Genomic DNA, 14,363 nt, shown 5'->3' with positions numbered 1-14,363 from the left:
CGTCGCTCGAAACAGGGTACAACGTGTTGATGAACGGGCCGCCCGGCTCGGGCAAGTCGATGCTGGCGGCGCGTCTTCCCTCGATCCTGCCGCCGCTCACGCCGCGCGAGCTGCTCGACATCTCCGTGATCCAGTCGGTGGCGGGCGCGCTGAAGGACGGGGCGCTCTCGAACCGCCGGCCGTTCCGGCAGCCGCACCATTCCGCCTCGATGGCGGCCCTGGTGGGGGGCGGCCTCGGGGCGCGGCCCGGTGAGGTCTCCCTGGCCCATGGCGGCGTGCTGTTCCTGGACGAGCTCCCCGAATTTTCCCCGCAGGTGCTCGACAGCCTGCGCCAGCCGATGGAATCCGGGGCGGTGATGATTGCCCGGGCCAACCACCGAATCACCTACCCGGCGCGGTTCCAGCTGGTCGCGGCGATGAACCCGTGCCGCTGCGGCCACGGTCTCGAACCGGGCTACGCCTGCCGGCGCGGGCCGAACGCGCGCTGCATGGCGCAGTATCAGGCGCGGATCTCCGGCCCGATGCTCGACCGAATCGACCTGCGCGTCGAGGTGGCGGCGGTGACGGCCGCTGACCTGATCCTGCCCGCGCCGGCCGAGGGCTCCCGCGAGGCGGCCGCGCGGGTGTCGGCGGCCCGCGCGCTCCAGGGCGCGCGCTACGCCGCGCGCGGCCTGCCGGAATCCACCACCAACGCGACCTGTCCCGCGACGCTGATCTCGGACGTCGCGAGCCCCGACGCCGACGGGACGGCGCTGATCCGCCAGGCGGCCGAGAGCATGCGCCTCTCCGCCCGCGGCTTCCACCGGACGCTGCGCGTCGCCAGGACCCTGGCCGACCTCGACGGCGAGGCGCAGGTCCGCCGGCTCCACCTCGCCGAGGCGCTGTCGTACCGCGGCCGGGGCGACAGCGCGGCGGCCGCCGCTTGAGCGCCGGACCGCGCGGCCCGGCCGACCTGACGGTCACGATCGGCCAGCACAGCAGCGCCGGCCGCAAGGCCGCCAACCAGGATTTCAACGGCGCGCTGGTTCCCGTCCAGCCGGCGCTGGGCCTGAAGGGGATCGCGGTCGCCCTCGCCGACGGGATCAGCAGCAGCGCGGCGGGCGCGGCGGCGAGCGAGACCGCGGTCAAGGGCTTCCTCAGCGACTACTACGCCACGCCGGACACGTGGTCGGTGAAGACCTCGGCGCAGCGCGTGATCGCGGCCACGAATTCCTGGCTCTACGCCGAGACGCGGCGCGGCGCCGATCCGAACGATGCCGACCGGGGCCACGTCACGACCTTCGACGCCCTCGTGCTGAAATCCCGCGTGGCCCACCTCTTCCACGTGGGCGATGCCCGGATCTGGCGGGTGTCCGGCCGGTCGCTCGAGCAGCTCACCGAGGACCACCGGGTCGTCGTCTCCGCGGCGGAATCGTATCTCGGCCGCGCCCTCGGAGCGCAGGGCCGCGTCGAGATCGACTACCACGCCGTGGGCGTCGAGGCCGGTGACACCTTCGTGCTGACGACGGACGGCATCCACGAGCATGTCCGGCCCCGCGACATGGTCGCGGAGATCGCGCGGGCCGGGACCCTGGATGCGGCCGCGCGGGCGATCGTCGAGATGGCCCTGGCGGCCGGCAGCCCGGACAACCTGACGATCCAGATCGTGCGGGTCGAGACCGTGCCGGAGGGCGAGCCGGCCGACCTCCTCGGCGAGGCCGACGGTCTGGACCCGGCGCCGCTCCTCGACCCGCCCGCGGAACTCGACGGCTTCCGGCTGCTGCGGATCCTCCACTCCGGTCCGCGAAGCCGCGTCTACCTGGCGCTCGAGGCGGAGACCGGTGCGCAGGTCGCGCTGAAGGTGCTGTCGCTGGACCTGCGGGACGATCCCGCCCAGCGGAAGCGCTTCGTCATGGAGGAGTGGATCGCGCGGCGGATCGACAATCCCCACGTGCTGAAGGCCCATCCCCAGGCCGGCCGCCGCAGCCACCTCTACACGGTGATGCGCTACGTCGAGGGCCAGACCCTGACCCAGTGGATGCGCGACCACGCGGCGCCCGAGCTGGAGGCGGTGCGGGGGCTCGTCGAGCAGCTCGCCCGGGGCGTGCAGGCCTTCCACCGGCGGGAGATGGTCCACCAGGACCTGCGGCCCGACAACGTCCTGATCGACGCGGCCGGCACCGTCCAGATCATCGATTTCGGCGCGACCCAGGTCGCCGGCGTCGTCGAGGGCGACCCGCGGATCGACCCGGCGGAGATCCTGGGCACGGTGCAGTACACGGCGCCGGAGTGCTTCCTCGGCGCCCCGGGGACCGCCCAGTCGGACGTCTTCGCGGTCGGCGTGATGACCTACCAGATGCTCACGGGGCGGCTGCCCTACGGCGACGCGGTGCCCCGGGCCCGGACGCGCGCGGCGCAGCGGCGGCTGCGCTACGCGTCGGCGCTGACCGTGCGCCCGCTGCTGCCGGTCTGGGTCGACGGCGCGCTGCGCAGGGCCGTCCATCCCGATCCGCAGCGGCGCTACGCGACCGTGTCGGCCTTCGTCCACGACCTGCGCCACCCCAACCCGGCCTTCACGGATGGCCGGCGGGCGTCGCTCCTGGAGCGCGACCCGCTGCTGTTCTGGCGCCTGCTGTCGCTGGTGCTCGGGCTCGTCGCGCTGGTGCTCGCGGCGATCCTGATCGCCGGCCCGCGTCGGTGAGCCCCGGCTCGCGTCTCAGGGATCCAGCTCCGGGTAGCGGCGGAAGATGCCGTCCTCGTTGAACGGGATCCGGCGCGCGCTGGCGAGGTAGGCGGCGAGCCGCGGGCGCCGCGCCACGGTCTCGTGGAGCCGCGCCACCTGCGGGGTTCTCCGGAGGGCCGCGGCGGTCGCCTTGGGGAAGGCGTAGAGCAGGCCGTCGACGAGCTGGAACAGCGACAGGTCGGCGTAGCAGAGATCCGCGCCGACGAGGCGGCGGCCGCCGTTGGCCGCAAGCACGCGCTCGAAATAGCCTAGATATTTCGGGATGCGCTCGCCCCGGAATTCGGCCGCCCGGCGCAGCGCCTCGGCCTTCTGATCCGCGTAGTACAGGCCGACGCCGACGGGATGGTGGGTGTCGTGCGCCTCGTCGACCGCGTCGGCGACGGTGAGCTGGAGCTGATGGGTCCAGATCCGGTCGCGCTCCGACGGGCCCACGAGCCCGAGGCGCGGTCCGAGATAGAGCAGGATCGCGGCGCTCTGCCCGACGACGACGTCGCCGTCGCGCAGGAAGGGCGGTGCCAGGGGCGGTCGCGGATCGGCGGGGTCGGACAGTCGGTCGAGCATCGGTCCGATGCCGCCGGAATCGTCGTCCTGGCGGGCCACGTCGACGTAGTCGGCGCCGGCCTCCTCGAGGGCGAGGCGGACGAACTCGCCGCGCCCCTGGATCATCGGCCAGTAATGGAGCTCGTAGGGCATCGCCGCCTCCGGGTCGGGGAAGGCGCGGCGACCCCGGACGGTTCCCGCTCAGTTGTTCTCGGCCGGCTCCTCCGCCGAGGCCTTCTCGAGCGGCGGCTCGGCGCTGGCGACGGCCTTGCGGGCGAACATCGGCTGAAGGCGCTCGGCGAGCTGCTGGTCCAGATGCTTGACGTACGCGCCCTTGAAGTAGCGCTCACCGGTCTTCGCGCCGTAGAGGTTGTCGTGGGTCCGGATCATCGCGGCGACCTCCGGGCGGCACAGGAAGCCCGTGATGCCGACGGCCTCGTACCAGCGGCCGGCGCGCGCCTCTGCCGTCGCCTTCGGGTTCGACAGCACCGTCTCGGCGAAGCACGCGGTGGCGGCCTGCCGCAGCGGCGCCAACAACTTCTCGGCCTCCGCCGCGTTCACCTTCGGGGCGGCCGGGTTCCGGTGAGGCCGCGCCTCGGCGGCCGAGACGAGCGCGAGGACGGCGAAGGTGGCGAGGATCGAAGTCTTCATACGGGCGGCCTCGTCGGGTGTCCGAACCGTGTTCAGCTCTCGCTCATGATTGCGTCGGGATCGGGGCTGGCGGTTCGGTCCGGGTGCCCGATTCCGGGCAAGATCCGGGCTGTTTCGCGACGGCCACAGCCGCGCTCAGCCGCGCCGCTCCGCGTTCCAGTGTCCCCGGCAGGCGAGGGCCCCGGTCGAGACCCAGGTTCCGGCACCGAAGCCGTCCGAGCCCAGGCGTCCCCGCACGTCGGCGGTGGCGGCGCCGTTGGAGATCGAGCCGCGGATCGCCCCGTTCCGCGCGACGCCACCCTCGACCACGAAGGCGGTCCCGATGAAGCGCGCTCGCCCGCGCTCGATCCGCACCGGGTAGCGGTAGGCGCGGTCGCAGTTCCCCGTCTCGGTGATGATCTCGACGCTCCAGGTGCCGTCGAACCGATCGGGCAGGGCGGCGCGGGGGGCGGACGCGGCGGGCAGCGTACCGGCGAGGAGCAGGGCGACGGCGATGCGGGGCGTCATGCGGATCCGGAGTGCCGTGGGCTTCGGGGAGACCGGCGCCCCGTCAGCGCGGCGCCTGCGGCGCGGGCGTCCGCATGGCCGCACGGAGTGCCGCGTTGAGGAGAGCGAGGAGGTCGCAACCGACATGCAGGAAGGCGGCCACGCCCGCCTGCTTCAGCGGCTCGGCCAGGTCCGTCGGCTTCCCGGCGAGGTAGACTGGTCCGGCGCCGGCCCCGGTGAGCGCCTCGGCGGTCGCGACCGCGCGCTCGGCGTAGATCCCGTCGGTCGAGCAGATGCAGGCGAGGCTGGCGCCGGATTCCCGGAACGCCTGCGCGGCCGCCTCGGCGTCGGGGAAGCCCTCGTTCGACAGCGCCTCGAGGCCGCCGGCCGCGAAGGCGTTGGCCGCGAAGGTCGCCCGGGCATTGAAGGCCGCCACCGGGCCGAGATTGGCCAGGAACACGACCGGCCTGCGCCCTGTCTTGGCGAGGAAGGCGTCCGAGGCGTCGCGCAGGGCCTCGTAGGGCTCGGCGAGGCGCTGGGACGGCAGCGCGTCGCAGGCGACCGCCGAGCCCGCGCCGAAATTGGATCCGAGCACCGCCGCCACGGGCTGCACGTCGAGCACCGTGACCGGCTTCTCGGGGAGGTTCGGGAACTCGCTCGCCCCGGTGAGCGGCTCGCGGCGGGTGGCCACCGCCTTGGCGCGGGCCTCGCGGGTCAGCTCGATCCGCCGCTGGAGCTTGCCGACGCTGAGCGAGGCGACGATCCCGCCCTCGGCCTCGATCGCCTGGAACGCCGCCCAGCCCGCCTCGGCGAGCTCGGCCGTCAGGGCCTCGAATCCGCCGGCCCCGGCCGCGGGGTCGCTGACCCGCGCGAGGTGCGATTCCTCGATGAGCACGATCTGGCTGTTGCGCGCCACGCGCCGGGCGAAGGCGTCGGGCAGGCCGAGGGCCTGCGTGTACGGCAGGACCGCGACGCTGTCGGCGCCGCCCATGCCGGCCGAGGCCGCCGCCATGCCGGTCCGGAGGATGTTCACGAACGGGTCGCGCTTGGTCATCATCCGCCACGCGGTCTCGGCGTGGAGGCGCAGCGGCTTCGGCTCGAGGCCGCAGGCCTGCTCGACGCGCGCCCAGAGGCGCCGCATCGCGCGGAACTTCGCGACAGTGACGAACTCGTCGGCATCGGCCGCGAGCAGCACGGCGACGCGGTCGCGCGCGCTCGCGAGATCGTGACCGGCCGCTTCCAGGGCGCGCAGGTAGGCGACGGCGGTGGCGAGCACCGCGCCGAGTTCCGCCGCCTCGCCGGCGCCGGCCTCGTGGTAGGGCCGGCCGTCGGCCAGGAAGGCCCGGCCGCGGAAACCCGCCGCCTCCAGCTCGGCCACGGCCTCGGCGAGGCGGGGCGCGATGTCGGTCCAGACGGCTCCGAGGCTGCCGGTGGCCGCCAGGACGCCGACGGGATCGAGCCCCAGATCGACGTCGTAGGTCGAGAGATCCTCGCCGCGGCGCTCCGCCAGCGCCTTGATTAGCCGGGCCACCTCCAGGCCGCGGCCGCCGGCATCGATCCGCAGGGCGATCAGCGGCAGCATCACGCCCTTCAGGGCGGCGTCGAGCTCCTCGACGCTCGCCGCGGTGAGACCGTAGCCGCGGGCGCCCGGCGCACCCGCGACGGCGAGCACGAGGGCATCGGCCCCGCCCTCGAGGTCGGTGAGCGCCTGCGTGTTCGCGGTTCCGATGTCGGGATGGTCGACCCGCTGGGCGATCCGCCAGGGTCCGGGCTCGCGCACCGGCTGCGCCGCCGGCTCGGCCGGTCCGTAGAGGGGCTCGATCCGCAGTCCGTCAGCCGTCCGCGACACCAGCCGCTTCTCGAAATCGGCGCCCTTCAGGACGCCTTCGACGAGGCCGAGCCAGCGCGCCCGGTCTGCGGGCTCGAAGAGGTCGGCGAGCGGTCTGTCTTCCATCGGTACGTCCCAGGGCGCGGCGTCTTCTGCACCGCTTTCATGCGTTTGCCTCGCACGCCGCTCCGCCGCTGGCAATCGCCCGATGGTTGAGGAAAGCTCAAGCCGCGGATCACCGATTTTTGAGTGATGCGGCGCAGGTGCGGTGAGGGGCACCTGCCGATCCGGATCGCGAGTCCGAGCCGCTGCCGGCGAGCCCGGGCCGACCGAACGGGGCGCGATCCCGCCCGCGTCAGCCGAGGATGATCAGGCCGGCGAAGCCGAGGGCGCCGACGATGATCCGCCACCACGCGAACAGCCAGAAACCGTGGCGGGAGACGTAGTCGAGGAGAAACCGCACCACGAACAGCGCCGAGACGAACGACACGATGAAGCCGATCGCGATCAGCCCGACATCGTTGCTCGAGAGGTATTTGTAGTTGTCGAGCAGGTCCTTGGCGAAAGCGCCCGCCATGGTCGGCATCGCGAGGTAGAACGAGAACTCGGTGGCCGAGCGCTTGTCGGCGCCCATCAGCATCGCGCCCACGATCGTGGCGCCCGAGCGCGAGACGCCGGGGATCATCGCCAGGCACTGGAAGATGCCGATCTTCAGGTCCATCGGCAGCGAGAAGTCGTAGACGTCGGTCTTCTTCACCTCGAGGTCGGTGTCGTCGATGACGAGGAGCACGAGCCCGCCGGCCACCAGGGTCGCGCAGACGATCCACGGGTTGAACAGGTAGGCCTTGATCAGCTTCGAGAAGAGGCCGCCGATGATCGCCGCCGGCAGGAACGCCACCAGGATGCCGAGGACGAAGCGGCGCGCCTTCGGATCGGACGGCAACGCGGTGGCGATCCCCAAGAGGCGGCGGAAATACACCAGCAGGATCGCCAGGATCGCGCCGAGCTGGATCAGCACCTCGAAGGTGTTGTTGGGCGAGTGGAAGCCGATGAAGTGCCCCACCAGCAGCTGGTGGCCGGTGGAGGAGACCGGGATGAATTCGGTCGCCCCCTCCACCAGGGCGAGCAGCACTGCCTTGCCGATGCTTGCCGGATCCATCGCGACGCCCTGTGCCGCGCGCGCGGAGGCCCCCGTCGGGCCACCGCCTGCCACGCGAAATGGTTGTACCCGAGGCTTCGCCGATCAGGGTTGACGGGCAGTTACCGGGCCGGGCCGCGCGTGTTAAGGGCTCGGCAACGGTCGGGCAATAACGCTCGGTCCGAAGTCCTCTGCGCCGAAGACCCGCGCTTCAGGACCCACGACGAGCGCGGGACCGGCCGCGCTGGCAGACCGAACGTCCCGCACGGCCTCGATGGCAACCCTCTACCATTTCCCCTTCTGCGCGAATTCCCGTTTCATCCGTCTCGTGCTCGCCGAGATGGGCATGGAGCCGACGCTGTTCGAAGAACGGCCCTGGGAACGGCGCGACGACTTCCTGCTGATCAACCCGGCGGGCGTCACGCCCGTGCTGCTGGAGCAGAACGGCCTCGTGGTTCCCGGCGCCGGCGTCATCGCCGAGTACCTCGACGAGACCCGCGGCCTGGGGCTCTCGGGGCGGCGCATGCTACCGGAGGACACCGTCGAGCGCGTGGAGGTACGGCGCCTGCTCGACTGGTTCCTGGTCAAGTTCGAGTCCGAGGTGACCGCCTACCTCGTCAACGAGAAGATCTCGAAGCGCTTCATGTCGGCCAACGAGGGCGGCGGCCCGCCCGACATGAACGCGATCCGCGCGGCGCGCTCCAACGTGCGCTACCACCTCAAATACATCGGCTACCTCATCGCGCGGCGGCGCTGGATCGCCGGCGACAACCTGACCTATGCCGATCTCGCGGCGGCCGCCCATCTCTCCTGCGTCGACTACCTGGGCGACGTGCCCTGGGACGAGGACGAGATGGCGCGGAACTGGTACGCCCGCGTCAAGTCGCGGCCCTCGTTCCGCGCCCTGCTCGCCGACCGGGTGGCCGGGATGGCACCGGCCGCCCACTATGCGGATCTGGATTTCTGAACGCCCGACGGACCTACCACGGCGCCCACCTGCGCCGCCTCGTCGAGACCCGGGCGCGGACGCTCGGGTTCTGCGGCCTGCGCGTGACCCGACCCGACCGGCTGCCCGACCTGCCCGGCCGCCTGTCCGCCTGGCTCGCCGAGGGCGCGCAGGGCACCATGGACTGGATGGCGGAGCGGGCCGACCAGCGCGCCAGCCCGATCGCGCTGTGGCCCGGTCTGCGCAGCATCCTGGTCCTGGCGATGAGCTACCGGCCGGAGCACGATCCCCTCGACCTCGTGGCGCGTCGCGACCGCGGTGCCGTCGCCGCCTACGCGCAGCGGCGGGACTATCACGAGGTTTTGAAGGGCCGCCTGAAAGAATTGGGTGGGTATCTGTCGGCCAAGGGCGACGTGCGGGTGAAGGTCTTCTGCGACACCGCCCCCGTCATGGAGAAGACCCTGGCGGAGGCGGCCGGCCTCGGCTGGCAGGGCAAGCACACGGTGCTGATCTCTCGCGGGCACGGCAACTGGCTGCTCCTCGGCGCGATCTACACGAGCGCGGAATTCGAGCCCGACCCGCCGGAGCCCGACCGTTGCGGCTCGTGCCGCGCCTGCCTGGACGTCTGCCCCACCGACGCGTTTCCGGCGCCTTACCGGCTCGATGCCCGCCGCTGCATCTCGTACCTGACGATCGAGCATGCCGGGCCGATCCCCCCGGCGTTCCGGGAAGCGATCGGCAACCGGGTGTTCGGCTGCGACGATTGCTTGGCCGTCTGCCCCTGGAACAAGTTCGCCCGCACCGCGGCGGAGAGCCGCCTCGCCGCGCGGGCGGACCTAGCGGCCCCGGCGCTCGCGGATCTCGCGGGCCTCGACGACGCGGCGTTCCGCACCTTCTTCGCCGGCACGCCGGTGAAGCGCACTGGGCGCGACCGCTTCCTCCGCAACGTCATGATCGCGATCGGGAATTCCGAAGACCCGTCGCTCGCGGAGGCGGCCCTCGCGCGCCTGCGCGACCCGTCTCCACTGGTGCGCGGCATGGCGGTCTGGGCCTGCGGCCGGCTGCTGGCGCCCGAGGCCGTGCGCGCGCTCGGGCGCCAGCACGGCGATTCCGAGACCGACGCCCACGTGCGGGACGAGTGGCGGGCCGCCACCGGCTTGACGGAACCGCGGACGGACGAGACATCCGCGGCATGAACCTCTTCGTCTTCGGGCTCGGCTTCACCGGCCGCCACTTCGCCGAGCGGGCACGGGCGCGCTTCGGGACCGTCCGCGCCACCGTCACCGACCCCGCGGCCGCCGACCGCATCGCGGCGGAGACCGGTTTCGCGATGCGCGCCTTCGGGCCGGAGGCCGACGATCCCCGGATCGCGGCGGATCTCGCCGACACGGACGTGCTCCTGGTCTCGGCGCCCCCCGGCGAGGCCGGCGACCCGGTGCTGGCCCGCTACGCCGACGCCGTCGCGGCGAGCCGGATCCGGTGGATCGGCTACCTGTCGACCATCGGCGTCTACGGCGACCAGGGCGGCGCCTGGATCGACGAGACTGCGCCGGCGACCCCGCGCAGCGCCCGGTCCAAGGTGCGCGTCGACGCCGAGGCGGCGTGGCTGGCGCTCGGCGCCGCGACCGGCAAGGCCGTGCAGGTGTTCCGGCTCTCGGGCATCTACGGACCCGGGCGCAACCCGATCGTGAAGCTGCGGGAGGGGCGCTCGCAGCGCATCGTGAAGGCCGGGCAGGTCTTCAACCGCATCCACGTCGACGACATTGCCACGACGCTGCTCGCCTCGATCGACCGGCCGCGGCCGGGGGCGATCTACAACGTCACCGACGACGAGCCGACCGCGCCCCAGACCGTGACCGAGCACGCGGCCGCCCTCACAGGCCTGCCGCTGCCGCCCGAGATCGATTTCGAGACCGCCGACCTGTCGCCGATGGCGCGCAGCTTCTACGGCGAGAACAAGCGCGTCCGGAACCGCCTGATCCGCGACGAACTCGGCGTCGCGCTCGCCTATCCGACCTACCGCGAGGGGCTCGCGGCGCTCAAGGATCAGCCCTGATCAGGCCTCGAGGTGGCGCGGCCGGACGAGGCGGCGGAGCAGGCCGTCGCGCGGGCCGACCATCATCGAGGCGACGTAGAGGGCACCGGCCGCCAGCACGATGGCCGGCCCGCTCGGCACGTCGTACCGGTACGACAGGCTGAGCCCCGACACGCTCGCCAGGGCCGCGATCAGCATCGAGACCGGGATCAGGCCGGCGAGGTCGCGGGCCCAGAACCGGGCCGCCACCGCCGGCAGCAGCATCAGCCCCACCGCCAGCAGCGTGCCGAGGGCCTGGAACCCGCCGACGAGGTTCACCACCACCAGCGCCAGGAAGGCGAGGTGAACCGGGCCGCCGCTGCGGCTGACGCTCCGCAGGAACAGGGGATCGACGCATTCCATCACGAGCGGCCGGTAGATCAGGGCCAGGGCCAGCAGGGTCAGCGTGCTGATGCCACCGAGCAGCCACAGCGCGGCGTCGTCGAGCGCCAGGACCGAGCCGAACAGGAAATGCATGAGGTCGATCTGCGAGCCGCGCAGGGAGACCAGCAGCACGCCGGCCGCGAGCGAGATGAGGTAGAAGGCCGCGAGATTCGCGTCCTCCCGGACGACCGTCGCGCGGGTGACGGCGCCGGCCAGGAGGGCGACCGCGAGCCCGGCGACGAGGCCGCCCAGCGTCATCGCCGGCAGCGACAGGCCGGCGACGAGGAAGCCGACCGCGGCGCCGGGCAGGATCGCGTGGCTCATCGCGTCGCTCATCAGGCTCATGCGGCGCAGCGTCAGGAACACGCCGATGGGTGGCGCCGAGACCGACAGGGCGAGGCAGCCCGCCAGGGCCCGGCGCATGAAGCCGAACTCCACGAACGGCGCGAACAGGGATCCGAGCGGATCGGTCACGCGGCGTCCTCGTGGTGGTGATGGTCCGCGCCGCCGTGGTCGTGCGCCGCCGCGACGGCTCGCGGCCCGGCGCAGATCGCCGCGCCCTCGTCCCAGGCCTCGGACAGGTTGCGGGCGCGCGCGAGGTTCTCGGCCGCCAGGACCCGCGCGGTCGGACCCCAGGCCACGGGCTCTCGGGCGAGCAGCAGCGTCGTCGGGAAATGCGCGCGGACCTGCTGGAGGTCGTGGAGGGCCGCGACCACGGTCCGCCCCTCGGCGTGCCACGTGCGGATGAGTGCCAGGAGATCGTCGACCGTCCGCGAGTCGATGCCGGTGAACGGCTCGTCGAGGAGCACGACCGGGCAGTCCTGCAGGATCAGACGGGCGAACAGGGCGCGCCGGAACTGTCCGCCCGACAGAGTGCCGATCGGGCGCGCCGCGAAGCCGTCGAGGCCGACCGTGGCCAGCGCCGCCTCGATCGCCGGACGCCGCCGGGTGAGGCTGCGCCACGCCCCCGCGCGCCGCCAGAGGCCCATGCCGGCGAGATCCATGACGGTGAGCGGGAAGCTCCGGTCGATCTCGTCGACCTGCGGCATGTAGGCGAGGGCGCCGGCGCGCTCGATGCGCCCGTCCAGGCAGCGGATCTCTCCGGCCATGCCCTTGAGGAGCGTCGACTTGCCGGCTCCGTTCGGGCCGACGAGGGCGAGCAGGTCGCCGGCCCGCACGGACCCGTCGAGGTGGTGGACCGCCGGATGCCGGTCGTAACCGAGGGTGAGACCGACGAGGCGGATCGGATCCGGGCGCGCGCCGCTCATGTCGCCAGCGCCCAGGCGATGGTCAGCCAGACCAGCGCCGAGAGCAGCGCGGCGAGCGCCAGCCGCAGGCCGATCCCGCTCTGGAACAGCGATCGCCGCGCCGCGTGTCTCGGGCTGGGAATGGTCGGCACGGGGTCCTCGTCGCGCGCTCACGCCGGCGCGGGTACCGCGCGGGGCTACTGGTGCGCTGCTGGGCGGCGGTGATACACTGTAACAAACCCGTGGGACAACCTGCGGATCACGTCTGGAGCGATCATGCACCGTCACGAGGGTCACGACGCGTGCCACGCCGGCACCGGTGACATGCTCGCGCGGGCCGAGGCCCTGTGTCGCGAGCGTGGTCTTCAGTTCACGCCCCTGCGCCGGGAGGTGCTCGAGGCCGTGGCCGAGTCCGCCAAGGCTCAGGGCGCCTACGATATCGCGGAGCGGCTGAGCGCGCCGGGCAAGCGCGTGGCCCCGGTCTCGGTCTACCGCGCCCTCGACTTCCTCATGGAGCAGGGGCTGGTCCACCGGATCGCGAGCCGCAACGCCTTCATCCCCTGCGCGCACGGCCACGCCCCCGGGGAGGGGGTCATCTTCCTGATCTGCCGCACCTGCGGCGGCGTCGACGAGGCCTCGTCGGAGGAAGTCGAGGGCAGCCTGGGGCGGACGCTGGAGCGGGCTGGCTTCACCCCGACCCACAGTATCCTGGAGGTCGAGGGCGATTGCGGCGCCTGCCGGGAGCGGAAGCAGGCCCCCTGAGGCGCCACTTCCAGGGCGGACGGCCGCCGGGTGCCGGTCAGAAGGCGTTCTGGTAGGCGCGGCGCGAGACGACCGTCTGGATCATGATCTGGATGTCGAACCAGATCGACCAGTTGTCGATGTAGTGCAGGTCGCAGGCGACGCGCCGCTCCATGGCGAGGTCGGTCTGCGTCTCGCCGCGGTAGCCGTTGACCTGGGCCCAGCCGGTGATCCCGGGCTTCACGTTGTGCCGGCGGGCGTAGAGGGCGATCCGGCGCTCGAAGCTCCGATCGTGCGCCAAAGCGTGCGGACGGGGGCCGACCAGCGACATCTCTCCGCGCAGGACGTTGATCAGCTGGGGCAGCTCGTCGAGGTTCGTCCGGCGCAGGATCGCGCCGATCCGGGTGATGCGGCTGTCGTTGCGGGTCGCCTGCCGGAAGGCGGCGTTCGGATCCGCCCGCATCGACCGGAACTTGAAGACGCCGAACGGCTGCTGGTTAAAGCCGTAGCGCTTCTGCCGGAAGAAGACCGGGCCGGGGCTGTCGAGCTTGATCGCCACCGCGATCGCGGCGAGCAGCGGCGACAGCGACACGAGGGCGATGGTCGCCACCGTCAGGTCGAGGGCGCGCTTCAGCATGACCTCGCCGACGTTGAGCGGACGGCGGCCGATGTTGATCCCCGAGACGCCGCCGACCCGGGCGACCTGCAGGTCCGGGAACCGGTCGAGGACCGCGCCGGGACGCAGGTGGAGGGCCGAGGGCACCCGCAGGAAGGCGTCGATGCAGCGCTCGACCTCCGCGGTGTCGGCCCAGGGCACCAGCACGAAGACGTCGTCCGGCCGCAGGAAGCGGACGACGGAGACGGCGAGGTCGAGATCCTCCTGCAACTGGTCGTGGCGCGTGGCCGCGTCGGCGCCGGGATCGACCCGCCGCAGGTAGCTCGTCCCGATGATCCGCGAGCCGAGCTGGTCGACCTCCTTGCCGGCGTAGAAGCGCGCGATGTCCTCCTCGTAGCCCACGAGGTGGATCCGGCTGGCGGTGGCCGATCCGGCGCTCAGCCGCTCGCGCACGAGCCGGCGCACCGCGGCCCGCGCCGCGATGAGCACCGGCAGGCCGGCGGCGAAGATCCCGAGCGAGACGAGCCGCGAGTAATCGTTGGTCGTCTTCGTCATGAAGCTGACGACGAGCACGGCGGCCCAGGCGATCAGCCAGAGCGAGGCCACCCGCTGGACGCCCGGCTTCTGCGCCATCACGTTCTCGAGGCTGTACTCCTCGCGCAGGACGTTCGTGGCGACGATCACCAGCGCCAGCAGCGCCGACAGCCGCGAGCCGCGGACGAGACCCGCCCACACCGTGCCGTCCTGCGCGAGGACTTGGTAGGCGCATTCGAGGCCCAGCGTGACCGCCACGATCGCCGCGATGTCGGTGGCGGCGAGAGTCATGGACAGGGCGATGCGTGCCAGCGCACGGCCGCGGCGCGGCAGCAGGGCCGACCACACATTGCGGCGGCGCTCCGCCGAGGTCGGCAGCGCCTGAAACGTCTCCGGAAGCCGATCGTGAAACATCTGACCCGCAACGTCCCGTCTTAGTCGGACTCTGTACCAGTC

At 72.5% G+C, this 14,363-nt stretch carries 14 protein-coding genes and 1 pseudogene; 6 read left to right on the top strand and 9 right to left on the bottom strand.

The annotated features are described in order from the left end of the window. Positions 1 to 14: 14 nt before the first annotated feature. Together H288_RS32615 and H288_RS0121580 are read left to right on the top strand one after the other, a co-directional pair. A pseudogene (locus tag H288_RS32615) lies at positions 15 to 926 on the top strand (ATP-binding protein); the annotation flags it as partial. Next, on the top strand, positions 923 to 2,680 hold the full coding sequence (locus tag H288_RS0121580) for a bifunctional protein-serine/threonine kinase/phosphatase (protein ID WP_020094657.1): 1,758 nt from the start codon (positions 923 to 925) through the stop codon (positions 2,678 to 2,680). The pseudogene H288_RS32615 and the gene H288_RS0121580, both read left to right, overlap by 4 nt. A 15-nt stretch (positions 2,681 to 2,695) precedes the next feature. Here the strand turns inward: H288_RS0121580 and H288_RS0121575 are convergent, their stop codons facing one another. The 5 genes from H288_RS0121575 to H288_RS0121555 form a co-directional block, all read right to left on the bottom strand. Beyond that, positions 2,696 to 3,415, bottom strand: coding sequence for a glutathione S-transferase (locus H288_RS0121575; RefSeq protein ID WP_020094656.1), 720 nt, complete (start codon positions 3,413 to 3,415; stop codon positions 2,696 to 2,698). A 48-nt stretch (positions 3,416 to 3,463) separates the two neighbouring features. Continuing rightward, a complete protein-coding gene (locus tag H288_RS0121570; RefSeq protein WP_020094655.1) occupies positions 3,464 to 3,913 on the bottom strand; it encodes a hypothetical protein in 450 nt (149 codons plus the stop codon). A 135-nt stretch (positions 3,914 to 4,048) separates the two neighbouring features. Next, positions 4,049 to 4,420: a hypothetical protein gene (locus H288_RS0121565; RefSeq protein ID WP_020094654.1), complete on the bottom strand. Its 372-nt coding sequence runs from the start codon at positions 4,418 to 4,420 to the stop codon at positions 4,049 to 4,051. Between the two features lie 43 nt (positions 4,421 to 4,463). Next, on the bottom strand, positions 4,464 to 6,353 hold the full coding sequence (locus H288_RS0121560; protein WP_020094653.1) for a methylmalonyl-CoA mutase subunit beta: 1,890 nt from the start codon (positions 6,351 to 6,353) through the stop codon (positions 4,464 to 4,466). Positions 6,354 to 6,582: 229 nt separating this feature from the next. Beyond that, positions 6,583 to 7,386, bottom strand: a complete 804-nt coding sequence (locus tag H288_RS0121555) for an undecaprenyl-diphosphate phosphatase (RefSeq protein WP_020094652.1) — start codon at positions 7,384 to 7,386, stop codon at positions 6,583 to 6,585. Between the two features lie 253 nt (positions 7,387 to 7,639). On the opposite strand from H288_RS0121555, the gene H288_RS0121550 reads away from it, so the two are divergent. Genes H288_RS0121550 through H288_RS0121540 form a run of 3 tightly spaced genes read left to right on the top strand, consistent with a single transcriptional unit; the run spans position 7,640 to position 10,367 of the window. Then, positions 7,640 to 8,332 (top strand): glutathione S-transferase family protein, encoded by a 693-nt coding sequence (locus H288_RS0121550; RefSeq protein WP_020094651.1) that lies wholly within the window; start codon positions 7,640 to 7,642, stop codon positions 8,330 to 8,332. Between the two features lie 29 nt (positions 8,333 to 8,361). Beyond that, a complete protein-coding gene (gene queG, locus H288_RS0121545) occupies positions 8,362 to 9,507 on the top strand; it encodes a tRNA epoxyqueuosine(34) reductase QueG (protein ID WP_081636509.1) in 1,146 nt (381 codons plus the stop codon). Further along, positions 9,504 to 10,367 (top strand): SDR family oxidoreductase, encoded by an 864-nt coding sequence (locus tag H288_RS0121540; RefSeq protein WP_020094649.1) that lies wholly within the window; start codon positions 9,504 to 9,506, stop codon positions 10,365 to 10,367. The genes queG and H288_RS0121540 overlap by 4 nt, the downstream gene beginning before the upstream one ends. Here the strand turns inward: H288_RS0121540 and H288_RS0121535 are convergent, their stop codons facing one another. From H288_RS0121535 to H288_RS36265, 3 genes are read right to left on the bottom strand one after another with little or no spacing between them, the layout of a single operon-like run. After that, a complete protein-coding gene (locus tag H288_RS0121535; RefSeq protein ID WP_051123769.1) occupies positions 10,368 to 11,192 on the bottom strand; it encodes a metal ABC transporter permease in 825 nt (274 codons plus the stop codon). 47 nt (positions 11,193 to 11,239) lie between these two features. Beyond that, a complete protein-coding gene (locus tag H288_RS0121530) occupies positions 11,240 to 12,037 on the bottom strand; it encodes an ABC transporter ATP-binding protein (RefSeq protein WP_020094647.1) in 798 nt (265 codons plus the stop codon). Next, positions 12,034 to 12,168, bottom strand: a complete 135-nt coding sequence (locus H288_RS36265) for a hypothetical protein (protein WP_020094646.1) — start codon at positions 12,166 to 12,168, stop codon at positions 12,034 to 12,036. The genes H288_RS0121530 and H288_RS36265 overlap by 4 nt, the downstream gene beginning before the upstream one ends. A gap of 124 nt (positions 12,169 to 12,292) precedes the next feature. Between H288_RS36265 and H288_RS0121520 the strand changes: the two genes are divergently transcribed. Next, positions 12,293 to 12,778 (top strand): transcriptional repressor, encoded by a 486-nt coding sequence (locus H288_RS0121520; RefSeq protein WP_020094645.1) that lies wholly within the window; start codon positions 12,293 to 12,295, stop codon positions 12,776 to 12,778. 37 nt (positions 12,779 to 12,815) lie between these two features. Here H288_RS0121520 and H288_RS0121515 read toward each other — a convergent pair whose 3' ends face one another. Next, the gene (locus H288_RS0121515; RefSeq protein ID WP_020094644.1) at positions 12,816 to 14,321 is read right to left on the bottom strand and encodes an undecaprenyl-phosphate glucose phosphotransferase; all 1,506 of its coding nucleotides are present in this window, start codon (positions 14,319 to 14,321) and stop codon (positions 12,816 to 12,818) included. Positions 14,322 to 14,363 lie beyond the last annotated feature (42 nt).

Origin of the sequence: Methylobacterium sp. 285MFTsu5.1, from assembly GCF_000383455.1 — a bacterium.
In the GTDB taxonomy this organism is placed as follows: domain Bacteria; phylum Pseudomonadota; class Alphaproteobacteria; order Rhizobiales; family Beijerinckiaceae; genus Methylobacterium.
This window is presented reverse-complemented; position numbering and strand designations above follow the sequence as displayed.